This window comes from Streptomyces sp. NPDC046831, from assembly GCF_040645305.1.
Lineage (GTDB): Bacteria > Actinomycetota > Actinomycetes > Streptomycetales > Streptomycetaceae > Streptomyces.
Map to the genome: position 1 here is coordinate 22,662 of NZ_JBEYXZ010000024.1, position 25,926 is coordinate 48,587.

21 protein-coding genes and 3 pseudogenes are annotated in these 25,926 nt (G+C 74.9%); 10 read left to right on the forward strand and 14 right to left on the reverse strand.

Annotated elements, in window-relative coordinates:
* The first annotated feature begins 134 nt into the window (after window positions 1-134).
* The 3 genes from ABZ920_RS20515 (at window position 135) to mug (ending at window position 3,190) form a co-directional block, all read left to right on the forward strand.
* Entirely contained in the window at window positions 135-917 is a 783-nt protein-coding gene (locus ABZ920_RS20515) for an SGNH/GDSL hydrolase family protein (protein WP_361506686.1), read from the forward strand.
* Between the two features lie 258 nt (window positions 918-1,175).
* The gene (gene purB, locus ABZ920_RS20520) at window positions 1,176-2,618 is read left to right on the forward strand and encodes an adenylosuccinate lyase (RefSeq protein ID WP_361506689.1); all 1,443 of its coding nucleotides are present in this window, start codon (window positions 1,176-1,178) and stop codon (window positions 2,616-2,618) included.
* Window positions 2,615-3,190 carry a G/U mismatch-specific DNA glycosylase gene (gene mug / locus ABZ920_RS20525; RefSeq protein WP_361506902.1) on the forward strand — a complete coding sequence of 192 codons (576 nt, stop codon included), beginning with the start codon at window positions 2,615-2,617 and terminating at the stop codon, window positions 3,188-3,190. Before purB ends, mug begins: the two co-directional genes overlap by 4 nt.
* On the opposite strand, the gene ABZ920_RS20530 is transcribed toward mug, so the two are convergent.
* Window positions 3,168-3,638, reverse strand: coding sequence for a hypothetical protein (locus ABZ920_RS20530; RefSeq protein ID WP_361506692.1), 471 nt, complete (start codon window positions 3,636-3,638; stop codon window positions 3,168-3,170). The two genes, mug and ABZ920_RS20530, sit on opposite strands and share 23 nt — an antisense overlap.
* A gap of 520 nt (window positions 3,639-4,158) precedes the next feature.
* Here ABZ920_RS20530 and ABZ920_RS20535 point away from each other — a divergent pair.
* Window positions 4,159-5,316 carry an ROK family transcriptional regulator gene (locus ABZ920_RS20535; RefSeq protein ID WP_361506694.1) on the forward strand — a complete coding sequence of 386 codons (1,158 nt, stop codon included), beginning with the start codon at window positions 4,159-4,161 and terminating at the stop codon, window positions 5,314-5,316.
* Between the two features lie 38 nt (window positions 5,317-5,354).
* Here ABZ920_RS20535 and ABZ920_RS20540 read toward each other — a convergent pair whose 3' ends face one another.
* The 3 genes and pseudogenes from ABZ920_RS20540 to ABZ920_RS20550 all read right to left on the reverse strand — a co-directional run bounded on the left by ABZ920_RS20540 (window position 5,355) and on the right by ABZ920_RS20550 (window position 7,745).
* On the reverse strand, window positions 5,355-6,116 hold the full coding sequence (locus ABZ920_RS20540) for a GntR family transcriptional regulator (RefSeq protein ID WP_361506697.1): 762 nt from the start codon (window positions 6,114-6,116) through the stop codon (window positions 5,355-5,357).
* Between the two features lie 234 nt (window positions 6,117-6,350).
* Window positions 6,351-6,620: pseudogene (locus tag ABZ920_RS20545) on the reverse strand (MFS transporter); the annotation flags it as partial.
* 240 nt (window positions 6,621-6,860) lie between these two features.
* Window positions 6,861-7,745 (reverse strand): RNA polymerase sigma-70 factor, encoded by an 885-nt coding sequence (locus ABZ920_RS20550; protein ID WP_361506700.1) that lies wholly within the window; start codon window positions 7,743-7,745, stop codon window positions 6,861-6,863.
* Between the two features lie 227 nt (window positions 7,746-7,972).
* On the opposite strand from ABZ920_RS20550, the gene ABZ920_RS20555 reads away from it, so the two are divergent.
* Together ABZ920_RS20555 and ABZ920_RS20560 are read left to right on the forward strand one after the other, a co-directional pair.
* Complete coding sequence (locus ABZ920_RS20555; protein ID WP_361506703.1) at window positions 7,973-8,803, forward strand: alpha/beta fold hydrolase; 831 nt, start codon at window positions 7,973-7,975, stop codon at window positions 8,801-8,803.
* Window positions 8,804-9,205: 402 nt separating this feature from the next.
* Window positions 9,206-10,663, forward strand: coding sequence for a GNAT family N-acetyltransferase (locus tag ABZ920_RS20560; RefSeq protein ID WP_361506706.1), 1,458 nt, complete (start codon window positions 9,206-9,208; stop codon window positions 10,661-10,663).
* A 415-nt stretch (window positions 10,664-11,078) separates the two neighbouring features.
* Here ABZ920_RS20560 and ABZ920_RS20565 read toward each other — a convergent pair whose 3' ends face one another.
* Window positions 11,079-12,284, reverse strand: a complete 1,206-nt coding sequence (locus tag ABZ920_RS20565; protein WP_361506709.1) for a PLP-dependent transferase — start codon at window positions 12,282-12,284, stop codon at window positions 11,079-11,081.
* Between the two features lie 60 nt (window positions 12,285-12,344).
* On the opposite strand from ABZ920_RS20565, the gene ABZ920_RS20570 reads away from it, so the two are divergent.
* Together ABZ920_RS20570 and ABZ920_RS20575 are read left to right on the forward strand one after the other, a co-directional pair.
* Window positions 12,345-12,851 carry an Lrp/AsnC family transcriptional regulator gene (locus ABZ920_RS20570; protein ID WP_361506712.1) on the forward strand — a complete coding sequence of 169 codons (507 nt, stop codon included), beginning with the start codon at window positions 12,345-12,347 and terminating at the stop codon, window positions 12,849-12,851.
* A 32-nt stretch (window positions 12,852-12,883) separates the two neighbouring features.
* A complete protein-coding gene (locus tag ABZ920_RS20575; RefSeq protein WP_361506715.1) occupies window positions 12,884-14,575 on the forward strand; it encodes a DUF885 domain-containing protein in 1,692 nt (563 codons plus the stop codon).
* A 218-nt stretch (window positions 14,576-14,793) separates the two neighbouring features.
* Here ABZ920_RS20575 and ABZ920_RS20580 read toward each other — a convergent pair.
* The 5 genes and pseudogenes from ABZ920_RS20580 to ABZ920_RS20600 form a co-directional block, all read right to left on the reverse strand.
* Window positions 14,794-14,962: pseudogene (locus ABZ920_RS20580) on the reverse strand (NADP-dependent oxidoreductase); the annotation flags it as partial.
* Window positions 14,963-15,042: 80 nt separating this feature from the next.
* Window positions 15,043-18,036 carry an SMC family ATPase gene (locus ABZ920_RS20585; protein ID WP_361506717.1) on the reverse strand — a complete coding sequence of 998 codons (2,994 nt, stop codon included), beginning with the start codon at window positions 18,034-18,036 and terminating at the stop codon, window positions 15,043-15,045.
* Entirely contained in the window at window positions 18,033-19,196 is a 1,164-nt protein-coding gene (locus tag ABZ920_RS20590; protein ID WP_361506720.1) for an exonuclease SbcCD subunit D, read from the reverse strand. The genes ABZ920_RS20585 and ABZ920_RS20590 overlap by 4 nt, the downstream gene beginning before the upstream one ends.
* Window positions 19,197-19,303: 107 nt before the next feature.
* On the reverse strand, window positions 19,304-19,930 hold the full coding sequence (locus tag ABZ920_RS20595; protein WP_361506723.1) for a YigZ family protein: 627 nt from the start codon (window positions 19,928-19,930) through the stop codon (window positions 19,304-19,306).
* Window positions 19,931-20,318: 388 nt separating this feature from the next.
* Window positions 20,319-21,047: a hypothetical protein gene (locus ABZ920_RS20600; protein ID WP_361506726.1), complete on the reverse strand. Its 729-nt coding sequence runs from the start codon at window positions 21,045-21,047 to the stop codon at window positions 20,319-20,321.
* Between the two features lie 708 nt (window positions 21,048-21,755).
* On the opposite strand from ABZ920_RS20600, the gene ABZ920_RS20605 reads away from it, so the two are divergent.
* Window positions 21,756-22,166 (forward strand): CoA-binding protein, encoded by a 411-nt coding sequence (locus ABZ920_RS20605; RefSeq protein WP_361506729.1) that lies wholly within the window; start codon window positions 21,756-21,758, stop codon window positions 22,164-22,166.
* 67 nt (window positions 22,167-22,233) lie between these two features.
* Here the strand turns inward: ABZ920_RS20605 and ABZ920_RS20610 are convergent, their stop codons facing one another.
* A complete protein-coding gene (locus ABZ920_RS20610) occupies window positions 22,234-22,788 on the reverse strand; it encodes a YbaK/EbsC family protein (RefSeq protein ID WP_361506732.1) in 555 nt (184 codons plus the stop codon).
* 267 nt (window positions 22,789-23,055) lie between these two features.
* Window positions 23,056-23,628, reverse strand: coding sequence for an XRE family transcriptional regulator (locus tag ABZ920_RS20615; protein WP_361506735.1), 573 nt, complete (start codon window positions 23,626-23,628; stop codon window positions 23,056-23,058).
* A gap of 93 nt (window positions 23,629-23,721) precedes the next feature.
* Between ABZ920_RS20615 and ABZ920_RS20620 the strand changes: the two genes are divergently transcribed.
* Entirely contained in the window at window positions 23,722-24,579 is an 858-nt protein-coding gene (locus ABZ920_RS20620) for a DMT family transporter (RefSeq protein WP_361506738.1), read from the forward strand.
* A gap of 263 nt (window positions 24,580-24,842) precedes the next feature.
* Here ABZ920_RS20620 and ABZ920_RS20625 read toward each other — a convergent pair.
* A pseudogene (locus ABZ920_RS20625) lies at window positions 24,843-25,115 on the reverse strand (transposase); the annotation flags it as partial.
* A 9-nt stretch (window positions 25,116-25,124) separates the two neighbouring features.
* Window positions 25,125-25,925, reverse strand: a complete 801-nt coding sequence (locus ABZ920_RS20630; RefSeq protein ID WP_361506741.1) for a phosphatase PAP2 family protein — start codon at window positions 25,923-25,925, stop codon at window positions 25,125-25,127.
* Between the last annotated feature and the right edge of the window lies 1 nt (window position 25,926).

Below are 25,926 nucleotides of genomic sequence, written 5' to 3' on the forward strand. Positions count from 1 at the left end.
CCGTCCCCCGTCCTGGGGCGTGACCGGCCGCGGACGGGGACGGACCGGCCACGGACGGCGCGGGGGCCGGACGCCTGGCGGCGGACCGACCGCTTGGTATGCCTGCGGGCCCGCGGGATACCATCGCTCACGCCATGCAGACGAATCCCCAGTACACCAGCCTGGTCGCGGTCGGCGACTCCTTCACCGAGGGCATGTCGGACCTGCTGCCGGACGGCTCCTACCGGGGCTGGGCCGACCTCCTCGCAGCGCGGATGGCCGCCCACAGCCCCGGTTTCCGCTACGCCAACCTCGCCGTCCGCGGCAAGCTGATCGGCCAGATCGTCGAGGAGCAGGTGGACGTGGCGGCGGCCATGGGGGCCGACGTGATCACGCTGGTCGGCGGCCTCAACGACACGCTGCGGCCCAAGTGCGACATGGGCCGGGTACGGGGGCTGCTGACCGAGGCCGTGGAGCGGCTGGCGCCCGCGTGCAAGCAGCTCGTCCTGATGCGCAGCCCCGGCCGCCAGGGGCCCGTGCTGGAGCGATTCCGGCCGCGCATGGAGGAGCTGTTCGCCTGCGTGGACGAGCTCGCCGCCCGGCATGGTGCGCTGGTCGTGGACCTGTACGGGGCGGCCTCGCTGGCCGACCCGCGGCTGTGGGACGTGGACCGGCTGCACCTGACCGCCGAGGGACACCGCCGGGTCGCGGAGGCGGTGTGGCAGGGGCTCGGCTACGAGGCCGAGGACCCCGAGTGGCACACGCCGATGCCGTCGGCCGCCCCGCCCGGCTGGGTCGCCCGGCGGGTCGCGGACGCCCGCTTCACCCGGCAGCACCTGCTGCCGTGGATAGGCCGCCGGCTGACCGGACGCTCGTCCGGCGACGGCCGTCCGGCGAAGCGACCGGAGCTGCTGCCCTGGGAGGAGCCCTCGCTCTAGGTGTGCTGTCCGGACAGGTTGGCGACGCGGCTGGCTGGTGGCTGGCCGGGAAGTCGCCCACCCCGGCGGGGGCTTGGTCCGGACATCGCGGGTCCGGCAGGGGCTCGACCTTGACGCCGCGGGTCCGGCGGGGCTCGTGCCGGATGTCGCCGTCCGGTGGGGGCTTGGCCCCGGTGGCGGCCCGACCGCCCCCTCGTAGGATCCGACGAACACCCCCGTGGCGCCGGCCTGCACGAATCGCCAGTAGAATCCGTACACGTGACTTCTGCGCCCGCCAAGCCCCGCATCCCGAACGTCCTCGCCGGACGCTACGCCTCCGCCGAACTCGCCACGCTCTGGTCCCCCGAGCAGAAGGTGAAGCTGGAGCGGCAGCTCTGGCTCGCCGTGCTGCGCGCCCAGCAGGACCTCGGCATCGACGTGCCGGACGAGGCGATCGCCGCCTACGAGCGCGTCCTCGACCAGGTCGACCTCGTCTCCATCGCGGAGCGCGAGAAGGTCACCCGGCACGACGTGAAGGCGCGGATCGAGGAGTTCAACGACCTCGCCGGGCACGAGCACGTGCACAAGGGCATGACCTCCCGTGACCTGACGGAGAACGTGGAGCAGCTGCAGATCAGGCTCTCGCTGGAACTCGTGCGCGACCGCACGGTGGCCGTCCTGGCGCGCCTGGCGAAGCTGGCCGGCGAGTACGGCGAGCTGGTCATGGCCGGCCGCTCCCACAACGTCGCCGCGCAGGCCACCACCCTGGGCAAGCGGTTCGCCACCGCCGCGGACGAGCTGCTCGTGGCGTACGGCCGCGTCGAGGAGCTGCTGGGCCGCTACCCGCTGCGCGGCATCAAGGGCCCGGTGGGCACCGCGCAGGACATGCTGGACCTGCTGGGCGGTGACGCCCCGAAGCTGGCCGAGCTGGAGCGCCGCATCGCCGGCCACCTCGGCTTCTCGCAGGCGTTCACCTCCGTCGGGCAGGTCTACCCGCGGTCGCTGGACTACGAGGTCGTCACCGCGCTGGTGCAGCTGGCGGCCGCCCCGTCGTCGCTGGCGAAGACCATCCGGCTGATGGCCGGGCACGAGCTGGTGACCGAGGGCTTCAAGCCGGGCCAGGTCGGCTCCTCCGCGATGCCGCACAAGATGAACACCCGCTCCTGCGAGCGCGTCAACGGCCTGATGGTGATCCTGCGCGGCTACGCCTCGATGACCGGCGAGCTGGCGGGCGACCAGTGGAACGAGGGCGACGTCTCCTGCTCGGTGGTGCGCCGGGTCGCGCTGCCGGACGCGTTCTTCGCGCTGGACGGGCTGCTGGAGACGTTCCTGACCGTGCTCGACGAGTTCGGCGCGTTCCCGGCCGTGGTCGCCCGCGAGCTGGACCGCTACCTGCCGTTCCTGGCGACGACCAAGGTCCTGATGGGCGCGGTGCGGGCCGGTGTCGGCCGGGAGGTCGCCCACGAGGCGATCAAGGAGAACGCCATCGCCACCGCTCTGGCGATGCGCGAGCAGGGCGCCGAGCGCAACGACCTGCTCGACAAGCTCGCCGCCGACGAGCGCCTGCCGCTCGACCGCGCGCAGCTGGACGCGCTGATGGCGGACAAGCTGTCCTTCACCGGCGCGGCGGCCGACCAGGTCGGCACGGTCGTGGGCCGGGTCGAGGAGATCGTCAAGCAGCACCCGGAGGCGGCCGGCTACACCCCGGGGGCGATCCTCTGACCCGCTTCACTCCGGCGGACCTCGAGGCCGCCCGCGACCGTCTCGTTCCGGACGTGGTCGCGGACGGCCTCAAGGTGCTGTTCTGCGGAATCAACCCCGGTCTGATGACGGCGGCGACCGGCCACCACTTCGCCCGTCCGGGCAACCGGTTCTGGCCGGTGCTGCACCGGTCCGGCTTCACGCCGCGGCTGCTGAAGCCGTCCGAGCAGACGGAGCTGCTGTCGTACGGACTCGGCATCACGAACGTCGTGGCACGGCCGACGGCGCGGGCCGACGAGCTGTCGGCCGAGGAGTACCGCGAGGGCGGGCGGCTGCTGGCCCGGAAGGTGGCGGGGCTGCGGCCGCGGTGGCTGGCCGTGGTGGGCGTCACCGCCTACCGGGCCGCCTTCGACGACCGCAAGGCGCAGGTGGGGCCGCAGGACAGGACGATCGGCGACACGCGTGTGTGGGTGCTGCCCAACCCGAGCGGACTGAACGCGCACTGGACCGCGGAGACCATGGCGCACGAGTTCGCGCGGCTGAGAGAGGCCGCGGAGGAGACGCCGCGCGTCACGGCGGATCCGTCTCGGTGACGACGGCCAGGAGGCGTATGTCGTCGTCCTCGTCGCGGTCGGCCACCCCGACCGCGACCCAGCGCCCGGAGGCGTCCGGCTCCCACAGGTCGACCTCGTCCGTCCGCACGCTGACGGTGGACCACGGCTCGGGTATCTGCTCGCCGCGCTCGGCCCGTACCCGCAGGGTGAGCATGCTCCAGGGCGGCTGGTGCCGGCCGCGGCGGATGTCCAGCACCTGGGAGACCGCCTCCTTCAGGGCGTGCGCGTCCTCGACGGCCTGCTCGCACGGAGCGGCGTCGTCCGCCGGCCGGCCGGGACGCGTCGCCAACTCGGCTATGAAGTAACCGGGTCCGGCCGACCCCGGATCGAACCGGTCCTGCGCGGCCGGGAAGTCCCGCGCACACAGCCGGTCGATCACGGCGAGGTACTCGGCGATGTCCATGTCGTCCAGTAAAGCGGTCGCCACTGACAACTGGTGGGGCGTCAATCGGTGGGCCGGTGCGGTGCGCTGAGGAGGGCCGGCGCCCGGGTGCCGGCCGCGGGGGCCTCGACGGTTGTCGTACGGCTTTGCGTCGGCGCGGGCACGGTGACTGACGGCGCGTGAGGCACGGGCGCGGTGACCGACAGCGCGTGAGGCAGGGGCGCGGTGACCGACAGCACGTGAGGCAGGGGCGCGGTGACCGACAGCACGCGAACTGACGGCGCGTGAAGCACGGGCGCGCGGTCCGACAGCACGTGTGAGCACGGTGACTGACGCCGCGTAAGGCGTGGGTACGGTGACTGACGCCGCGTGAGGCGTGGGTGCGCTGACGGGCCGTGACTGGCGCGGCCCGACGTCCCGACGTGCGTGCGGCTGTGTGGGGGGGCGGGGCCGCGCCGGGGGGTGCGGGTGCGTGGTCGGCACATGCCCGTGGCCCGGCCCTCGCTGCCCCGGGCCGTGCCGAGTACGATCCGCCCAACACGCGCACGAGCTGGGAGGACGGACGGTGGGGCGGCTGACCGGCGGGGACCCCTCGCTGCTGCGGCGGATCAACTCCGCGGTGGTCCTGCACGCGTTGCGTGCCACGGACTGCGCGACGCTCACGGAGATCACCCGGGTGACCGGGCTGTCCCGGCCGACGGTGGAGGGGGTCGTCGAGGGGCTCATCGAGGCCGGTCTCGTCGTGGAGAAGGCCGCCGAGGAAGGAGCCGCCCGGCGTCAGGGACGGCCCGCGCGGCGGTTCCGGTTCCGGGCCGAGGCCGGGCACCTGCTCGGGCTGGAGATCGGCGCGCACCGCGTCGCCGTGCTGCTGGCCGACCTCGATGGGCGCGTGCTCGGGGCCCAGGCCAGGGACGTGGACGAGACGGCGGGCGCCGACGAGCGCCTGGAGCGGATGCGGGGCGCGGTGGCCGAGCTGCTGCGCCGGGCCGGCGTTCCGCGCAGTTCGCTGCGGGCCGTGGGCGTGGGCACGCCCGGCATCGTCGAGGCGGACGGTGTCGTCCGGCTGGGCACCGCGCTGCCGGACTGGACGGGCCTGCACCTGGGAGAGCGGCTGAGCCGGTCGTTCAAGTGCCCGGTCCTGGTCGAGAACGACGCCAACGCCGCCGTGGTCGCCGAGCACTGGAAGGGCGCCGCCACCGAGTCCGACGACGTGGTCTTCGTGCTGGCCGGACTGAGCCCGGGAGCGGGATCACTGATCGGCGGGCGGCTGCACCGCGGGTACGGCGGAGCCGCCGGTGAGATCGGCGCGCTGCACCTGCTGGGCCGGGAGGCCACCCCCGAGACGCTGCTGTCGACCACCGATCAGCCGCTGCACCCGCTGGACGAGCAGGCCGTGGCCGAGGTCTTCGCGCTCGCCCGTGAGGGCGACGGGCGGGCCCGTGCGGCCGTGGACCGCTTCATCCGGCGGCTGGTGCACGACGTGGCGGCGCTCGTGCTGGCGCTCGATCCGGAACTCGTCGTGATCGGTGGCTGGGCGGCCGGTCTGGACGGGGTGCTGGAGCCGCTGCGGCGGGAGCTGAACCGTTACTGCCTGCGGCCGCCGAAGGTGACGCTCTCCAGGCTGGGTGAGGCGGCCGTGGCGACGGGCGCGCTGCGGCTGGCCCTCGCGCACGTCGAGGAGCAGTTGTTCGCGGTCGAGGGCACGGTCACGGCCCGCCGCTGAGTGCCGGGGGGCCCGCGGCGCGCGCCCCCCGGCCGTCCTCAGGAGGCCTGGCGCTCGGGACCGTGGTGGATCTCCACGCGGCCCGAGTCGCCGAAGGTCAGCCGGCAGGTGTCCGCCCGGTAGGTGGCCACGGAGAGCGCCGCGGTGCGGCCCCCGGCGAAGAAGCGGGTGGTCACGACGAGGACGGGCGCACCGGGCAGCCGGTCGAGCTCCTTGGCGTCGTCGGCGCGGGCCGAGCCGAGTTCGACGGCGCGGTCCTGGCCCTCCAGCTCCAGGCGCTGCAGCTCGCGCAGCACCGCACGGGCGCGTGCCGCGCCGGAGGGGGCGTCGATGGCCGTCAGGTCGGGCACCGACGACGCCGGGATGTACAGCAGCTCCGCGGCGACCGGCTGGCCGTGGCTCACGCGGGACCGGCGCACCGTGTGCACGGGCTCGTTACCGCCCGTCTCCAGCGCGGCGGCGACGGCCGCGGGCGGGACGGCCAGGGCGCAGTCCACCGGCTGCCAGGCGTCACCGGCGGCGCCCGGCCAGGCGTCCTGCTCGGAGCCGACGGCCACCCCGACGCGCGGCGGGGCGACGGTCGTCCCGACGCCGCGGCGGCGCTGCAGCCTCCCCTCGAGTTCGAGCTGCTCCAGTGCCTGGCGGAGCGTGGCCCGGGCCACGCCGAAGCGGGCGGCGAGGTCACGCTCGTTGGGCAGGACCTCGCCGACCGAGAACTCCGAGTCCAGTGCCTCACTGAGCACGGTCTTCAGGTGCCAGTACTTGGGCTCCGGCACCGATTCCAGCTGCGTCGTCCCCACCCTGTCCTCCGCGATCGCCGTGGTTCGGCGGCGTTTTTAGCGCCCTTGTTTATTAAAGGTTGTTTTACTTCTCTGCGACCATAGGACGGCCCCCATCCTTGGTCAAGACCAATCCTCCACCTCGCGGACCCGGCACGGGCGCGGTGCCGCCCAGCGTTCACTAGGCGTTCGCGCAGGGTCGCACGGATGACATCACCGCGCGGCCGGGGGAGCACGCGAACGGGGCCGCCCGCCGACGGCGACCAGCGCGAGCAGGGCGAACGGCGTGGCGACGAGGAACAGGTCGGCCGTGGCGGCGCCGTAGGCGTGCTCGACGACGGCACGGATCGGGGCGGGCAGCGTGTGCATGTCGGGCACGCTGCTCCCGGCGCCCGCACTGCCGCCGGTGGCGGGGATGCCCGCTTCCTTGAGTCCCTTGGTCATCTCGCTGGTCACCCGGTGGGCGAGGATCGCGCCGAGGACGCTGGTGCCGACGGTGCCGCCCATGCTGCGGAAGAAGTGCACGCCGTGCAAAATTTTCCGGCGGCCTGCGGTGGGCGGCAGGAGCGACGACTGGAATCCGGCCGGGCGCGGCATCCCCTGGGCGCGGCGAGGCGGCCGGGCGCGGCATCCTCCGGGCGCGGGGAGGCGGGAGGGCGGCCGGGCGGGGCCGTCCCGGAGGCGGCGCCGGCCCTCAGGGGACAGGTACGGACGGGCGCCGGGGCTCCGGCGCACCCGCCGCCGCCCCGGTGCCCACTCCGTCACTCAGATGCCGGCCAGCCACGCCAGCTTGTCCGGGTTGCGGATGACGTAGATGGTCTGGACCCGCCCCTCCGCCACGTCCAGCTGGAAGACGGTGTCGGGCCTGCCACCGGACAGCAGCAGCACGGCAGGGCCGCCGTTGAGCTCCACGAGCCGGATGGACGGGTCCTCGACACCCCTGCCGGCCACGCCGGTGAGGAAGCGGCCCACCTTGTCGGCGGTCTGCAGGACGCGCAGCGGAGCCTTGGCCCTGCCGCCGCTGTCGCCCACCAGGCGGGCGTCCGGCGCGAGCAGCGCCATGAGCCCTTCCAGGTCGCCGTCCACGGCGGCCGCCAGGAACCGTTCCGTCAGGTCCCGCCGCTGGACCGGGTCGACCTCGTAGCGCGGCCGCCCCTCGTCGAGGTGCCGGCGGGCCCGCGCTCCCAACTGGCGCACCGCGGGCTCGCCCCGGTCGAGCATGGCGGCGATGTCCGCGTACGGGTAGCCGAACGCCTCCCTCAGGACGAACACGGCGCGTTCGAGCGGTGACAGCGACTCCAGGACGACCAGCACGGCCAGCGACACGGAGTCGGCCAGCACGGCCTGCTCCGAGGCGTCCGGCACGGAGTCCGCGAAGTCGGTGACGAACGGCTCGGGAAGCCAGGGACCGACGTACGCCTCGCCCCGCGCCTTGATCTGACGGAGCCGGTCGATGGCGAGCCGGGTGGTGACGCGCACCAGGTAGCCGCGCGGTTCGCGGACGTCGCTCCGGTCGGCTCCGGCCCAGCGCAGCCAGGCTTCCTGGACGACGTCCTCGGCGTCGGCCACCCGGCCGAGCATGCGGTAGGCGACCCCCATGAGGACGGGGCGGTGCTCTTCGAAGACGTCGGTGCCGGTTTCGGTCGTCACGCCCTCCATCCCAGCGGACACCCACCGGCCGTGTCCAGGCGACGACGCCCGGTACGGACCGGAACGGGCGGCGGCCACGCGCTCGGGCCGTGCGGTGCGGATCCCCTGATCCCCGCGACCGCGAACGGACGGCTCCCCCGACTCGCACCAAGGGGGCCTACCCGTGGGTAGCGATTGCTGACAAACTGTCTACCCGGCGTTCGTCACGATCCCGACGAGGAGCACCCATGTCCGCCACCGTCTCCGTCAAGGTCCCCTTCGCACAGGGCCGGCAGACCGTGACCCTCTCCTACGCGCGCGTGGGCAGCGGCGAGCCGCTGCTCCTGCTGCACGGCATCGGGCACCACCGCCAGGCGTGGGACCCGGTGGTGCACCTCCTCGCCGCCGAGCGTGACGTGATCGCCGTGGACCTGCCCGGATTCGGCGCGTCCCCCGCCCTGCCGGACGGACTGCGGCACGACCTGCCCACGATGAACGCCGCGCTCGGCGCCCTGTGCCGGGAACTGGAGGCCGAGCGGCCCCACGTGGCGGGCAACTCCCTCGGCGGTCTGCTCGCCCTGGAGATGGGACGCGAAGGACTCGCGCGGTCCGTCACCGCCCTCTCCCCCGCCGGGTTCTGGACGCAGGCCGAGCGGCGCTACGCCTTCGGCGTGCTGCTCGGGATGCGGCGGATCGCACGGCGCCTGCCGCTGCCGCTCGTGGAGCGGCTGTCCCGCTCGGCGGCCGGCCGCACCGCCCTGACGAGCACGATCTACGCCCGGCCCGCCCGCCGTTCACCGGAGGCGGTGGTCGCCGAGACGCTGGCGCTGGCGCGGGCCACGGGGTTCGAGGAGACACTCCGGGCGGGCGCCACGGTCCAGTTCACCGACGACGTCGCCGGCGTGCCCGTCACCGTGGCCTGGGGCACCCAGGACCGGCTGCTGCTGCGCCGGCAGGGCGTCCGGGCCAAGCAGGTCATCCCGCGGGCCCGGCTGGTCCGGCTGCCGGGCTGCGGGCACGTCCCGATGAACGACGACCCCGCACTGGTCGCACGCGTCATCCTCGACGGCAGCCGCTGACCCCGGCCGCTGCTGCCGCGAGGGCCACCGGGTGCTCGGCGAGGCCGACGGCGACAGCCCGGCGGGAAGCCGGCGATGCGGCGGCGGAAGCAGGGCGGCGCCGGGCCCTCCTCCCGGATGCCTCGGCCGGACCTGGCCGGATCGGCCGCCACCTCCCGTACCCTCTGTCTCGTTGCCGCGCACCTGCGTCATCCCCTGGTGCGCGGCACGCCCTCCCCCACCCCGCCTCCCTCGCGGACAGCCGTCGCGGCCCGGGAAGACGGTGCCTCAGAGGGCGCCTGACACGGCGTCACCGGTGACGTGACCACCGGACGAGAGGCGGGAAAAAGACACAGAACGTCCTTTACCCGTCGGACACAAGGCGTTCGTGATCACGCAACACCGTTCCTTCACAGTGGCTGCATGACGCGAGCAATCTCTGATGTGACACGGGCGAAGCACGGGCGCCCGGTGCACCACTGGCGGCGGGACGTGATCGAACTCGCCGCCCTGTTCACGGCCGTCGCGGTGGCCGACGCGGTGGCGAACCTCGTGGGGCACGGTCCCGGCGGTCCCGCCCTGCTGGGGATCTCGGCGGTCGCGCTGATCGCGACGGCGGCGTTCCACACATGGTGGGCACGGCGCCACGGCCACGCACCGCCGGCGGACCATACCGGTGCCCGGCCGCTCCCCGGACAGCGGGGGGAGGCCGGGCCGCTCGCGCCGCCGGCGGGGCCCGACGCGGTGGCGCGCACGAGCACGCTGTGGCGGGTGCGCACCACGGTGAAGGACGAGCCCGGGTCCCTGGCCGCGCTGTGCACGGCCCTGGCCGTGTACCGGATCGACATCCTCAGCCTGCAGACGCACCCGCTGGCCGCGGGCACGGTGGACGAGTTCCTGCTGCGCGCGCCCGGCGAGGTGGAGGCGACCGGCATCACCCGGCTGGTGTCGGGGGCCGGGGGCACCGACACGTGGATCGAGCGGGCGGACGCCCACGACCTGGTCGACGCGCCCACCCGGGTGCTGGGCCTGGCCGCGCGGACGGCGCTGGACGCGGCGGAACTCCCACTGGCGCTGAGGCAGTTGCTCGGCCGGTGCACCATCCGGTCGCTGCCCGGAAAGCCCGTGGGCGGCGGGCGCGGTCCGCAGGAGGTCCCGGTCGAGGGGGTGCTCGACGACACGGTCATGCGGCTGCGGGCCCCGGAGGGCGGAGTGATCACCGTCGAGCGGCCCTACCTGCCGTTCACGCCGACCGAGTTCGCCCGGGCGCGGGCCCTGGTCGAGCTGGACTCCCGGCTCGGGCCGCGCATCCCGCCCAGCCAGGACGTGCTGACGCTCCCCACGGGCAACCCGATCACCGTGCGGCGGGCGGACACGGGCGACCTCGAGGCGGCCAGGGCCATGCACGAGCGGTGCTCGGCACGGACGCTGGCCATGCGCTACCACGGGCCCGTCGGTGACGCGGACCGCTACCTGCGGCACCTGCTCAGCCCGCGGTTCGGGCGGACGCTGGCGGTGCGGACCGCGTCGGGGCGGATCGTCGGCCTCGGCCATCTGCTGTGGGACGGTGACGAGACGGAGGTCGCGCTGCTCGTCGAGGACGAGTGGCAGCGGCGCGGCGTCGGCGCCGAACTGCTGCGCCGGCTGGTGGCGATGGCCGTAGAGGCGGGCTGCGACAGCGTGTACGCGGTGACGCAGGCGTCGAACACGGGCATGGTCGCGGCGATGCGCGGCCTCGGTCTTCCGCTCGACTACCAGATCGAGGAGGGCGTCCTCGTCATCACGGCCCGGCTGGAGGCCACCCCCGTGACCTCCCGTCTGCCGTACGACGGCGGGCGGGAGGAGTACCACCAGGGCACCGGCGTGCGCAAGGAGGCCTGAGAAGGATCCGGAGGACATGACGGTCGGCCCGGCGCAGCCCGCCGGGCCGACCGTCATGCTCCGTGAGGCTCGCGAGATGGGCGGGGCCGTACGCCGTACGCCGCCGGTTCAGCGGAGTGCGCAAGGCCGTTCGCCGTACGCCGCGGGCCCCTATGTGGGGCCCCGGACCCCCGTCCACGGCCGGGCCCTGTCCACCACCGGGCCCCATCCATCCCCGGGGCCCCGCCGTCCCCCATCCACCACCGGGTCCCCGCCGTCCGCCATCCGGCCGTCCGCCATCCGCAGCCGCGGCACGGCGTCACGCGTGGCACGGCGTCACGCGTGGCACGGCGTCACGCGTGGCACGGGACTCGCGCGGCGGTGGCACGACGGGCGCAGCCGCGGCGGGCGCGGTGGGTGCGGTGGGCGGGGTGGTTCAGCTCATCGCCTCACGCAGGGGCCTGGGCTCCTGCGACGCGGACGCCCGTCCGAGGGCGGCGTCCAGGTCCGCCCACAGGTCGTCCACGTCCTCCAGTCCCACGGACATGCGCAGCAGCTTGTCGCTGACTCCGGCGCCCCGCCGGTCGTCGGCGTCCACGATGCGGTGGCTGATGGACGCCGGGTGCTGGATGAGGCTGTCCACGCTGCCCAGGCTGACGGCCGGGGTGACCAGGCGGACACCGGCGATGACGGCGTGCGGGTCGCCGTGCACCTCGAAGGCGACCATCGCGCCGCCGACGCGCGGGTAGTGGACCCGGGAGACGCGCGGGTCGGCCGCCAGGCGGCGGGCCAGCTCGGCGGCGGTGGACGAGGCGGCCCGCACCCGCACCGGCAGCGTGGAAAGGCCGCGCAGCAGCAGGTAGCCGGCGAGCGGGTGCAGGACGCCGCCCGTGGCGAACCGCACCTGACGCAGCCGTCGCGCGAACTCCTCGTCGCACGCCACGACGCCCGCGAGCACGTCGCCGTGCCCGCCGAGGTACTTGGTGGCGCTGTGCAGCACCAGCCGTGCGCCGTGCTCGGCGGGGCGCTGCAGCACCGGTGTGGCGAAGGTGTTGTCGACGAGGAGGGGCACGGACCCGCAGGCGTGGGCCACGGCCCGCAGGTCCACCTCGGCCAGTGTCGGGTTGGCGGGCGACTCGACCATCACCAGCCCGGTGTCCGGGCGCAGGGCGTCCGCGATGCCAGCCGGATCCGTCCAGGTCACCTCCGTGCCGAGCAGGCCCGCTGTCAGCAAGTGGTCGCTGCACCCGTACAGCGGCCGTACGGCCACCACGTGCCGCAGGCCCGTGCCGGCCCGGGCCAGGAGGACCGCGCTGAGCGCGGCCATGCCGCTGGCGAAGGCGACCGCGGCCTCGGTGCCCTCCAGACGGGCGAGGGCGGTCTCGAACCGGGCGACGGTCGGGTTGCCCAGGCGGCCGTAGACCGGGGAGCCCTCCAGCTCGGCGCCCTCGGCGGCGAAGGCGTCGATCCGCGCGGCCTCACCGCGGCTGTCGTAGGAGGGGTAGGTGGTGGACAGGTCGATCGGCGGGGCGTGCAGTCCCTGCCGGGCGAGGTCGTCACGGCCTGCGTGCACGGCCTCGGTGGCCAGTGCCCTGGGGGCGGTGCGCACGTCGTCGTGCGCGCGGCTGCGGCTTGAGTCCATGGGCGGAAGGGTGAACACGGGCCGGGGCGGCTGCGCCGGATGCCGGGTAACGTTCGGCACATGGCCGAATCTGTCGTACTGGACCCGGTGGATCTCCACCTGCTGCGGCTGTTGCAGAACGACGCCCGGACCACCTACCGCGATCTCGCCGCCCGGGTCGGGGTGGCGCCGTCGACGTGCCTGGACCGGGTGACCCGGCTGCGCCGCTCCGGCGTGATCCTCGGCCACCAGCTGCGGCTCGATCCGGCCAAACTGGGCCGGGGTCTTCAGGCGTTGCTGTCCGTCCAGGTGCGGCCGCACCGGCGGGAGTTGGTGGGTCCCTTCGTGGAGCGGATCCGGGCGCTGCCGGAGTCGAGGACCGTCTTCCACCTGACCGGCCCGGACGACTACCTCGTCCATGTGGCGGTCGCGGACATGGCGGACCTGCAACGGCTCGTCCTGGACGAGTTCACGGCCCGGCGGGAGGTGGCGCGCGTGGAGACCCGGCTGATCTTCCAGCAGTGGGACTGCGGTCCGCTGCTGCCGCCCGGAGCCGGGCCGGGCTCGCCCTCAGCTGAATCGGGGTGACGCGGGCCACGTCCCGTACGAGGATGGTCCGCATGTCAGAGACCAACAGCCCGCTGCCCCGTCAGGTCGCCGACGCCTACGTCGACGACCTGATCGCCCTCGACCCGGTCACCGGTACGTACCTCGGCGTGCAGGAGAGTTCCAGCAGACTGCCGGACCTCTCACCCGCCGGCCAGGAGGCGCTGGCGGACCTGGCGCGCCGGACCCTCGCCCGGCTGGACGAGGCGGAGCGGCGGCCGGGCGCGGACGGTGACGCCGAGCGCCGGTGCGCGCGGCTGCTGCGCGAGCGGCTCACCGCTGAGCTCGCCGTGCACGAGGCGGAGGAGAAGCTGCGCGCGGTCGGCAACCTGGGCACGCCGGCGCACCACGTGCGCGAGGTGTTCACGGTGACGCCCACGCAGACCGAGGAGGACTGGGCGGCGGTCGCCGAGCGCCTCCGCGCGGTCCCGGGCGCGCTGGCGGGTTACCGCGAGTCCCTGGCGCTGGGGCTGGAGCGGAAGCTGACGGCGGGTCCGCGGCCGACGGCCACGTTCATCGAGCAGCTCGCCGAGTGGTCGGACACGGACGGCACGGGCCGCGGCTGGTTCGAGGACTTCGCCGCGGCGGGTCCCGACGCGCTGCGCACGGAGCTGGACGCGGCCGCGCGCGCCGCGACCGCCGCCGTCGTGGAGCTGCGCGACTGGATGCGCGCGGTGTACGCCCCGGCGGTCGAAAACGCGCCGAACACGGTGGGCCGCGAGCGGTACGCCCGCCTGTCGCGCTACTACAACGGCACCGATCTGGACCTCGACGAGGCCTACGCGTACGGGTGGTCGGAGTTCCACCGCCTCCTCGGCGAGATGAGGCAGGAGGCCGAGAAGATCCTGCCGGGCGCCGAGACGCCGTGGGTGGCGCTGGCGCACCTCGACGAGCACGGCCGGCACATCGAGGGCGTCGACGAGGTCCGCGTCTGGCTGCAGGAGCTGATGGACCGGGCCATCGACGAGCTGGACGGCACCCACTTCGAGCTCGCCGAGCGGGTGCGCAGGGTGGAGTCGCACATCGCGCCGCCGGGAAGCGCGGCCGCGCCGTACTACACGCAGCCCTCGGAGGACTTCTCGCGTCCCGGCCGGACGTGGCTGCCGACGATGGGGCAGACCCGCTTCCCGGTCTACGACCTGGTGTCGACCTGGTACCACGAGGGCGTCCCCGGACACCACCTCCAGCTCGCGCAGTGGACACACGTGGCGGAGAACCTGTCCCGCTACCAGGCCACCGTCGGCCTCGTCAGCGCCAACGCGGAGGGCTGGGCCCTGTACGCGGAGCGGCTGATGGACGAGCTGGGCTTCCTGACGGACGCGGAGGAGCGGCTCGGCTACCTCGACGCGCAGATGATGCGCGCGGCCCGCGTCATCGTCGACATCGGCATGCACCTGGAGCTGGAGATCCCGGCGGACTCGCCGTTCCATCCTGGTGAGCGCTGGACGCCGGAGCTGGCGGAGGAGTTCTTCGCCGCGCACAGCAGCCGCCCCGCGGACTTCGTGAAGAGCGAGCTGACCCGCTACCTGACCATTCCGGGCCAGGCGATCGGTTACAAGCTCGGCGAGCGGGCCTGGCTGCTGGGCCGGGAGAACGCCAGGAAGCGCCACGGCGACGCCTTCGACCTCAAAGCCTGGCACATGGCGGCCCTCTCGCAGGGTTCCCTGGGCCTGGACGACCTGGTCGACGAACTGTCGAGCCTGTAGGCCCATGCGGGGGCGGCCGATTCGGGCCGCCCCCGCGAAACGCGCTCGTACGGCCCGGATCCGGGCCGCGGCCTCTTACCGGCCCGCGTCCGGCTCCGGCCCGCGTCCGGAGCGGCTGTTCCGGGACGGCTCGGCGGCCCCCGGCCGTCCGTCCCGGGACCGGCACGGTCGCAGCCGGTGGGCCGGCGGGCGCGCCCGGCGCCGCGCGTCGGCGTGTCCAGCTCGTACGGCGCCACGTACGACTTCGCGGCGCTCATCCTGCCGCGCATGCAGGGGTCCACCGAGAGGTACCCGTTGCGGACGAGGACCTGGCCGTCACCCGGCTGCGGAAGCTCCGACTCGACGAGGGCGAAGTCCTGGGCTTCGGCCGGCCGGGCGGCTGAGCAGGTGCCGTGCGACGCGTCCTCGGTCGCGCCGCGGCTGACCCCCGTGTGTCCGGTCGTGCCGGGCTGCCGCCGCTTCGGGGGTCAGGCCGCGCCGTGCTGCCGGACCGTCGACCCGGACCTTCCCTTGACGACCTCCAGCTGCGCGTGGACGCGCCGCCTGAGGTCGGCGACGTGGCTGACGATGCCGACGCTGCGGTCGCGTTCGCGCAGCGAGTCCAGCACGTCGAGGACCTCGTCGAGCGTCTGGTCGTCGAGGCTGCCGAAACCCTCGTCGATGAAGAGCGTGTCCAGGCGGACCCCGCCCGCCTCGTCGGTGACGACGTCCGCGAGCCCGAGCGCGAGGGCGAGCGAGGCGAAGAACGTCTCGCCGCCCGACAGCGTCGACGTGTCCCGCTCCCGGCCCGTCCAGGCGTCGACGACGTGCAGCCCGAGCCCGCTGCGGCCGCGTCCGGAGCGGTCGTCGGAGTGGACGAGGGTGTAGCGGCCGGAGGACATGCGCTGCAGCCGCACGGTCGCCGCGGCGGCGACCTGCTCCAGACGGGCGGCGAGCACGTACGACTCCAGGCGCATCCTGCGCTCGTTGTCCGCGGAGGTGCCCGCGGTGAGGGCGGCGAGGCGGGCCACACGGTCGTACTCCCGGCGCAGGGGGGCCAGGCGGCGTACTCCGGCCTCGGCTCGTGCGGACAGCCGGTCCAGTTCGGCGACCCGGCGGGCGGCGGCGTCGCACGCCGAGGCGGCCTCTCGCAGGGTGCGGACGGCGGCGGTCGCGGTCCCCTCCGCCGCGGCGAGGTCGGCGGGCGGCCGCTGGGCGGCAGCGGCCGTGGCGGCCTCGGTGAGGACCGCGCGGACGGCGGCCTCCTCCGACTGCCAGGTGTCCACGCGCCGTTGGAGTTCACGGTGGGCGGCGTCGTCGAGGAGGGCGGCCGCCGCGTCCCGCGGGGTGGGGAAGCCGGCGCGGTACGCCGCCTCGGCGAGCCGTCCGTCGGCTTCCTTGAGCCGTACGGCGCTGTCCTCGGCGGCGCGTGCGGCGTCGGCGGCCTCGGTGAGCCGCGCCGCCAGGCGCTCCAGGTCCGCCGCCCGTGCGGCCACGCTGCCGGCGCCGCCCCTGGCCTGCGCCAGCTCCTCCTCCAGGGCCGCCTTCTCCCGGTCCAGGGTGTCCCGGCGGGCCAGCCGGGAGGCGGCCCGGACCTCGGCCTGCTGCCGGTCGGCGAGGCGCCGCTCACGTTCCTGCTCGGCCCGGCGCAGCTCCTCGTGGGCCGTGTGCAGTGCGGAGGCGTCCCGGCGGGTCTCCGCGAACCGCCTCTCCAGCTCGTCCAGTTCCACGGCGAGCCGGTCGGCCGGCGTGTCGCCGGCCTCGGCGGTGGCGGCGGCCAGTGTCTCGCGGGCGGCCCCAAGACCTCGCTCGTCCTCGGCGCGCTGCTCCTCGGCCCGCTGGTAGGCGGCCAGGGCGCGTTCCTCCGCCTCGCGGTCGACGTGTCCGGCGACCTTCCGCGCGGGGGCGGGGTGTTCGGTGGCGCCGCAGACGGCGCACGGCTCACCGTCGGCGAGTTGGGCCGCGAGTTCGGCGGCGATGCCGTTCAGGCGCTGTTCCTTCAGCTCCAGCCAGTGCTCCTTGGCGCGCAGGGCCTCCCGGCCGGAGCTGAGCGCCCGCTGCCGGGCGTCCTCGGCCTCCCGGGCCAGCCGGTCCCGCAGCCGGGCGGCCTCCAGCCGCTGCCGCGCGGGGTCGAGCCGGACGGCGAGCTGCTCGGCCCGGCCGGCGGCCTCCTGCGCCGACTCGACACGGTCCTGCAGCGCCGCCCGTGTGGTCTCCCACGCGGCGAGCCAGGCCTCCGCCTCCTGCAGCACGTCCTCGTCGGCGCGCTCCTGCCGGTCCAGGCCGGCCCGCTCGGCGACGAGGCCGGCCAGGCGCTGCTCGGCGCGGCGGGCGGCCTCCAGGCCGCCCAGTTCCCCGGCGGTCCGGCGGGCGGCTGCGGCGAGCCCGGCCGCGCCGTCGCCGACGTACGCCCCGGGGAGTGCGGCCCGCGCCCGCTCCTCGGCGGCGGCCGCCCGCCGGTGCTCGGCCTCGGCGGCGTCGCGCAGCTCCAGCGCCGGCGCCACCGCCTCGGCCTTGCGGCCCCGGTCCATCCGCTCCTGCGCCTGACGGCGGGCGTCGGCGCCCTCCTCCAGGCGCGCGGCGCGCTCCCGCGCCTCGGCGAACCGGCGCTGGAGCCGCGCCACTTCCCGTACCTCGTCCAGGGCGCGTTCGGCGGCGGCCTGCGCCTCCTCGGCGGCCGTGAGGCGGGTCCGGGCGATCGCCAGCTGCTCGCGGGCGGTGCTGCGGGCTACGGCGGCAGCGGTCAGCACGGCCTCCGCGAGGCCGGGCTCGCCCGGCGCGAGCTCCGGCAGCTCCATGGCGTCGCCCGCGGCCTGCTGCATCCGGTGGGCGTCCGCGAGCAGCGCGGCGTCACCCTCGCGCACCCGGGCCTCGGTGGTGCGCCGGCGGTCGGCGAGGCGCTTCTCGACCTCGGCGAAGCGGCGGGTGTCGAACAGGCGACCGAGCAGTCTGCCCCGGGCCTCGGCGTCGGCGCGCAGGAAGCGCGCGAAGTCGCCCTGGGGCAGCAGGACGACCTGGCAGAACTGCTCGCGGCTCATGCCGAGCAGTTGCGTGATCTCCTCGCCGATCTCCTGGTGGGAGCGGCTGAGGTCCTTCCAGGCGCCGGCCGCCGGGTCGTACTCGCGCAGCCAGGTCTGCGCCTTGTCGACGGTGGTGCCCGTGCCCCGCTTCTTCGGCCGCTCCCAGGGCGGCTGCCGGGTTATCTCCAGCCGCCGTCCGGCGACGGTCAGTTCGAGGCCGACCTCGGTGCGGGTGGCCGGTGCGGCGTGGTCGCTGCGCAGCGTCAGGCCCTGCGCGCTCTGGCGGGCTCCGGGCACCGCGCCGTACAGGGCGTAGCACACGGCGTCCAGGACGGACGTCTTGCCGGCGCCGGTGGGCCCGTGCAGCAGGAACAGCCCGGCGGCGGACAGCGCGTCGAAGTCGACGCGCTGGGAGCCCCCGAACGGCCCGAAGGCGGTGATGTCGAGCCGGTGCAGCCTCACCGCGCCACCTCGCGCACCGTGTCGTCCACGCGGACCGTGTCGAACGCCTCCCGCAGCACCAGGCGTTCGTGCTCGTCGGGTCCGGCGCCGCGCACGTGGGCCACGAAGTCCTCCGCGATCTGCTGGTCGCTGCGGCCCGCGAGGCGGCGGGCGTAGGACACGCCGGCCTCGTCGGGAGCACGCTCGGGCTCGAAGACGAGGCTGAGGGCGTGCGGGAAGCGCTCGGTGAGGCGGGCCATGGGGTCGGCCGGGCGGACCGGGTCGGTGAGCGTCGCCTCGACCCAGGCGTCCTCGTGGCGGGTGAGGTCCGGGTCGGCGAGCAGGTCCTCCAGCGTGCCGCGTATCCGGGCCAGCGGCCGTGGGACCGGGCAGTCGACCTGCTCGGCGGTCACGGAGCCGTCGGCGCCCAGGTCGACCAGCCACATGCTCTTGCGGTGGTCCGCCTCGGAGAAGGAGTACGGCAGCGGGGAGCCGGAGTACCGCACGCGCTCGGTGATGGTCTGGCAGCCGTGGAGATGGCCGAGGGCGACGTAGTCCACGCCGTCGAAGACCCCGGCGGGCACGGAGGCCACCCCGCCGACGGTGATGTCGCGTTCGCTGTCGCTGGCCTCGCCGCCGGTGACGAAGGCGTGGGCGAGGACGACGGACCGGGTGCCGGGCGCGCGGGCGGCGAGGTCGGCGCGGACCCGGTCCATGGCGGCCGCCAGCACCGCCTCGTGACCGGACTTCTCGACTGCGAACTGATCCCTGACCAGGGCCGGTTCGAGGTAGGGCAGGCCGTAGAAGGCGACGTCTCCGAAGCCGTCCGCCAGCACCACCGGCGTGCCGCACGCCGCCGGTTCGGTGCGCAGGTGGATGCCCGCGCGGCCGATCAGCCCGGCGCCCACTCCGAGCCGGCGGGCCGAGTCGTGGTTGCCGGAGATCATCACCGTGGGCACGCCGAGGTCGGCGAGCCGGTGCAGGGCGTCGTCGAACAGCTCGACCGCGGCCAGCGGCGGAACCGCGCGGTCGTACACGTCCCCCGACACGACCACCGCGTCCACGGCGCGCTCGCGCACGGTGGCGACGAGGTGGCCTATGAACGCGGACTGGGCGCCGAGCATGCTCACCCGGTGGAACGCCCGGCCGAGATGCCAGTCGGAAGTGTGCAGGAGCCTCATGGTCCCCGAAGACTAACCGCCGGGTCTGACATCACGGGCGGTTACTCCCGTATCGGCCGCCCTCGGCGACCGCCTGCTGCCCCGTTATGTTCTGCTTGCCCGAAGTGTCAGGCGTCCCCGTAGGCCTCGCCGCCCAGTTCGAACCCGGCGGTGCCGGCGGTGGCGTCCGCCAGCCACCCCCGGAAGGCGTCCACGTCGGCGTCCGGCAGCCCGATCTCGATGGCGACGGCCTCCCCGTAGCGCACCTCCCGCACCTCCCGTCCCGTGGCCCGCAGGTCGTTCTGCAGCTTGCCGGCCCGCTGGTGGTCGACGGTCACGGTGGCGAGGCGGAAGCGGCGCCGGGTGATCGTGCCGAGCGTGTCGAGCGCCTCGCCCACCGCTCCCCCGTACGCCCGGATGAGCCCGCCGGCGCCCAGCTTCACGCCGCCGAAGTAGCGGGTGACCACGGCGACGACGTACCGCATGTCGCGGCGCAGCAGCATCTGGAGCATGGGCACGCCGGCCGTCCCGCCCGGTTCGCCGTCGTCGTTGGCCTTCTGCACGGCGGCGTCCGCGCCGATGACGTAGGCCCAGCAGTTGTGGTTGGCGTCCGCGTGCTCCTTGCGGACCGCGGCGACGAAGTCCTGGGCCTCCTGCTCGGTGGCCGCCGGGGCGAGGGCGCACAGGAAACGGGAGCGGTTGACCTCGGTCTCGTGCACGCCCGCGCGGGCGACTGTGCGGTACTCGTCCTGCATCCGGCCAGCCTATGCCCACGTCGGGCCCGGTCCGGGGCACGCCCCCGCGGCCTGCCGGACGCGCGGGCCGGACCGCCGGAGGTCGGGAGGCCGCCTCGGGACGATCGGGGCGGGCGGTGGAGCGCGGGGTGGGACGCGAGCGTCAGGGGCGGGAGCGGCCGAGCGCCGGGCGGGTCGCGGCTCCGTAGGGAGACGGGACGGCCGGGCGCGCGGGCGGGTCGCGGTCCCCTGGGGAGGGGGCACGGCTGGGGGCAGAAGGTGGGTGCGCGCGAGCGGCCGGCCGCTCGTGGGCCACGGGCCCGCGCGTCGCACGGCCGCTCGTGGGCCACGGGCCCGCGCGTCACGCGGCCACCGGCCTCCCGCGGCGGGCCGCGCCCTCCGCGGGCGGTCAGGGCATGCGCCCCAGGTCCCGGGCCAGGTCGAGGCCGAGCAGCCGGTCCGCGTAGGCGTAGGTCTCGAAGCGGGCGCCGTCGTCGAGGTCCGGCCGGTGCTCGACCCACTCCAGCACCCCGAGCACCGCCGGGACGTCCAGATCGTCCTCCCAGGCATCGCGCAGCCGGCCGCGCACCTCGTCGGGGACCGGCCGCGAGGGCCGGCTCGCCCAGGCGGCGACCGCGCGGCGCCAGCGCTCCAGCACCCGGTGGGCGCCCGCCAGCGCCGGCTCGTCGAGGCGGAGGGGCAGACCGCGGGGGCGGGCGAGCAGGGCCAGGCGCATCACGGCGGGATCGTCGGCGGACCCGGGCGCGAGGGTCATCGCGGAGTGGACGGGCGCGACGGCGATCCGGACGCCGTCGGGGGCCGCGCCGTCCCCGCCGACCACGTGGACGACCTGCGCCTCGCCGAGCGCCGCGCCGAGGTCGCTGCTGTCCTCGAAGGGCCGGGTGCCGAGGGCCGTGGCGCCGGCCCGCAGTTCCGCCTGCTCCCGGTCCCCGGTCAGCAGCGCCCACACGGGCGTGCCGCCCAACTCCAGGGCGCGGACGAGGAGGTCGGCGACCAGGAGCACGCGCAGCCCCGAGGCGTCGAAGCCCGACGCGTGCGCCTCGACACGGGTCAGGCCACGGCGGGCGGGGGCGGCGGCGACGGGCTCGCCGGTTCGGGCGTCGGTGATGCGCAGCACGGGCCGAGCGTAGGCGGGCGCCGGGCCGTGCGCAGGCAGGTGGCGCGCGTTCCGCGGAAGGTGGCGGAATTCGACCGGCCACGGAGCCCTCGACGCGCCGCGTCCGGCCGGTGGGCGGGGTTCGGGGTCCCTGCAATCCGAGGGCCGGGGTCCCGCGGGTCCAAGGGGCCGGGATCCCGGGGGCCAAGGGCCGGGTCCGCGCGGGGCCGGTCAAGGTCCGGGTCCCGCGAGGCGGGCCAAGGGCCGAGGTCCCGGGAGCCAAGGGCCGGGCTTCTTGCGGGGAGCAAGGAGATCCCGGGGCCGAAATCCGGGAGTCCGGTCGACGCGACCAGGGCACCCGGAGTCCGGAGTCCCGTCGACGCGACCAAGGCACCCGGAGTCCGGAGTCCGGGCCGGAAGGTCGGTCGCCCGGTCGAGCGGTCCGGCGGACGGACGCCGCCGAGCACCCGGCATCGTCCCTGGGGAGCCCGGAGGATCGTCCACCAGGAGCCGCAAGGACCCTCCGCGACGCACGCGGAGGCCGTCCGGGGAGGATGGGTCCCGGTCGGACGGCCGCCGCCTGCGGACACGTGACCGCAGGCGGGGGAAGAACCCGACGCCGGGCACTCGTACGGCAGGGGAATCGCCGGCCGGCGGCCGCTGTTGCCCTGTCGTCCGCCTTCCTCCGGATCCCAAGACCCCAGTCCCCGAGTCCTCAGGAGACCCACCGTGTACGGCGACGCAGCGACGATCCGCAAGATCCTGACCGAACTCGGCGACACCTGGGCCGTCGTGGGCCTGTCGTCGAACCGGAACCGTGCCGCGTACGGCGTCGCGGAGGTGCTGCAGCGCTTCGGCAAGCGGATCGTGCCGGTGCACCCCAAGGCCGAGACCGTGCACGGCGAGCAGGGGTACGCCGACCTCGCGGACATCCCCTTCGACGTGGATGTCGTCGACGTGTTCGTCAACAGTGAGCTGGCCGGCCCGGTCGCCGACGCGGCGGTCGCCAAGGGGGCCAAGGCCGTCTGGTTCCAGCTCGGCGTCGTGGACGAGGCCGCCTACGAGCGCACCCGCGCGGCCGGGCTCGACATGGTGATGGATTTCTGCCCGGCCATCGAGATCCCCCGCCTGGCCCGGTAGGACCGGCGGCCCCCGCCGCCGGCGCCGGTGCCTGCCGTAAGTCGCGCCGGAGCGGGTCCCGGCCGGGTCAGATACCGAGCCCCTCCACGACCTCGGCCCCGGGCAGCTCCGCGAACGCCTTGCCCGGCACGAGCAGTTTGCCGCGCCGACGGCCGCTGCCCACCAGGACGTACGGCAGGTCGACGACGGCCGAGTCGACGAGGATCGGCCAGTGCGCGGGGAGCCCGATCGGCGTGATGCCGCCGTACTCCATGCCGGTCTCGCCGACGGCCACGTCCATCGGCGCGAACGACGCCTTGCGGGCGTCGAGGCGGCGCCGCACCACGCCGTTGACATCGACGCGCGTGGTGGAGAGCGCCACGCAGGCGGCGAGACGGGTGTCACCGCCGCGCCGGCCGGCGACGACCACGCAGTTCGCGGACTGTTCGAGCAGGTCCCGGCCGTAGTGCTCGACGAAGACGGCGGTGTCGGCCCACTGGGGGTCGGTCTCCACGTAGACGATCTGCTCGGCCGGGACGCTGCCGCGCCAGTGGCGTACGGCGTGGGCAACCGGGCGGGTCAGCTCGTCGAGGCAGTCGGGGGCGGGAGTGGCCTGGTCGAAGTTCCCGATCGGTGCGTGCATGGCCGCACGGTAACAGCCGGCCGGCGTGCGCCGGCCGGGGCGTCTCGCTGCACGAGCGGACGCGGACCGTCCTGTTCTCACCCGTGTCGCTCCATGCGCGGATGTGGACCGTCCCGTTCTCGCCCGACTCGGTGCACGAGTGGATACGGACCGGGCCGTTCCCGCCGGTCTCGCTCCGCGCGCGGACCCGGACGGGGCCGTTCGCGCCCGTCTCGGCGACGGGCGCACGGGCGCACGGGCGGCCGGTCCGCTCCCTGCCGGCCGGGGTCAGTGCACGGGCGGGACGGACACCGCCATCAGCATCTCCATCGGCACGTCGCCCTCGTTGCCGTAGACGTGCGGGGTGCCGGCCTCGAAGGACGCGCTCGCGCCCTCGGGGACGCGGTACTCGGTCCCGTCCACCGTGAGGGTCAGCTCCCCCGCCGTGACGTGGACGAGTTCCACGGTGCCCTGGGGATGCGGATCGGAGGGGCTGCGCTCGCCCGGCATCAGGCGCCACTCCCACATCTCCAGCGGCCCGGGCGCCTCGACGCCCGCGAGCAGCCGGTTGAAGCTGCCGGCGTCGGTGTGCCACAGGCGGACGGCCTGGTCGGCCGGGACGATGCGGACCGTGGGCCCCTGCTCGTAGTCGAGCAGGGTCGTGATGCTGACGCCGAGCGCGTCACCGATCTTGACGACCGTGCCGAGGCTGGGGTTGGTGCGGGCCTGTTCGATCTGGATGAGCATGCCGCGGCTGACTCCGGCGCGGGCGGCGAGCGTGTCCAGGGTGAAGCCGCGCTCGGTACGCCAGCGCTTGACGTTGCGCGCCAGGGACTGGGTCAGCAGGTCGAGGTCCGACACATTCCGTCCAATGTGATGGATGACAGAGTTCACTTCACTGAACTACGGTGGGGTGCACCCGATTGTTCACCGAACTGTACTGCGAGGCCTGTCGTGACAGCATTCTTCGCCCTGGCCACCAGTCTCCTGTGGGGCCTGGCCGACTTCGGCGGCGGGCTGCTGACGCGGCGCAACCCGGCCCTCACGGTGGTCGTCGTCTCCCAGACGATCGCGGCGGCCGTGCTCGGCGCGATCGTGGTGGCGACGGGCGGCTGGAGCGAGGCCGGTCCCCGGCTGTGGTTCGCGTTCGCCGCCGGCCTGGTGGGGCCGGTGGCGATGCTCTCCTTCTACAAGGCGCTGGCCCTCGGCCCGATGGGCGTGGTCTCGCCGCTGGCCACGCTGAGCGTCGCGGTCCCCGTCTCCGTCGGGCTCGTGCTCGGCGAGCGGCCCGGGTGGCTGCAGGTCGCGGGCATCGCCGTCGCCGTCGGCGGTGTCGTGCTGGCGGGTGGTCCGCAGCTCAAGGGCGCCCCGGTGCAACGGCGGGCGATCACGCTGACACTGGTCGCCGCGCTGGGGTTCGGCGCCGTCTTCGCGCTGATCGCGGAGGCCTCCACCAGCGTGACGGGCCTGTTCCTGGCGCTCTTCGTGCAGCGCGTGACGAACGTCGCCGTGGGCGGCGCGGCCCTGTACGTCTCCACGCGGCGCGGCGGCGCCGCGCTGCCGGAGACCGGCTTCCCCTGGCGCGCGCTGCCGGCGCTCGCCTTCGTCGGGCTCGCCGACGTCGCGGCGAACGGCACGTACGCGGTGGCGGCGCAGCACGGCCCGGTCACGGTGGCGGCCGTACTCGCCTCCCTCTACCCGGTGGTGACCACGCTGGCCGCCCGGGGCTTCCTCCGCGAGCGGCTCCGCGCGATCCAGGCGGCGGGGGCGGGCCTGGCTCTGGTGGGGACCCTGCTGCTGGCGACCGGGTGACGGTTCGGAGCCGAGGCCCGATCGGAGCCGAGGCCCGAGCTGGGCCGGCCTCCCGTGCGACGGGCCCGGCACAGCGCCACCAGCCGCGCCGGGCCCGGACGTCGGGCACGCGCTGCCGCGTCGGCGAACGCCGGGCTGGTACTGCAACGGTGCTTGCGGTGACTGATGGCCAGGTCAGGGGCTGTGTCCGCGTCTTTTGTAGTGGCTGACGCGGGCCTGGTGTTGTCGTCGTCGGCGCCAGGTCGACCAGTGCAGGATGTGCTCGAACGGCGCTTCCATTTCTGCCGGGCAAGACCGTGGAACAGATCGTGGACAGGATGGTCGATCGCCCACCGGGTGACCACGGTGTCGTGCCGGGTGGTGGCCATGACGTGGAAGACGTCCGCCCGCTCCAGCTCGGACCGCCGGCCCTCGGAGAAGCCGTAGGCGGCATCCGCGGTCACCCATCGAGAAGGGATCTTGTCCGTGATGGCCCGGCGGACCATCGCCTTGGCCATGGCCACCTTGGTCTCGAAGGCGACCTCGTCGTCGATCCCGTACGTCTCTCAGCGGGTCCGCGGACGGGGTTCCGGGGTGGCTTCGGTGAGTTCCGGCTCCAGGCCGTCGCTCACCGGGGCACGGCTCCGTCCGGCGTCGACGCGCCAGGCCTCGAAGGCCCAGGCGGTGAGGGCGACGACGGTCAGGCCCAGCAGCCAGCCGCCCAGGACGTCGCTGAACCAGTGCACGCCGAGGGCAACCCGGGTGAAGCCGGTCCCGAGGACGCAGAGCACGGCGACGCACCAGCCCGCGATGCGCCAGGCCCGCGGCAGCAGGGGTGCCAGGACCAGCATGAAGATGGCGAAGGAGGTCGTCGCCGTCATCGCATGGCCGGACGGGAAGGAGTAGCCCGGGGCGTGCGCCACCGGGTCCTGCAGCACGGGCCTGGCCCGGCCGACCACGGTCTTGACGAGCAGTCCGACGAGCCCGCCGGCCACGGCGGTGACCGCCGCCCAGGCCGCCAGGCGCCAGGCGCGGCGGTACACCAGCCACGCGGTCAGCAGCGCGACGGCCGCGCGCAGCGTCACGGGGTCCCAGATCCGGTCGGAGAGCAGGTGGAGCACGGCCGTCCACTCCCGGTGGCGCATGGCGTACCGGTGCAGGTCCTGTGCGGCGGAGGCGTCCAGGTGCGACAGGGGCCGCCACTGGCCCTCGACCAGGGTCAGGAGCAGTCCGAAGGCGACCGCGGCCACGGCGGCGACGCCGGCGGCGGCCAGCAGCCGCGCGCCGAACCTGCGGTCGGCCTGCCGGCGGCGTTCACGGCGTGCTCGGCGGTCGCGGAGGAGCAGCAGGGCGGTCAGGTCGTGCATG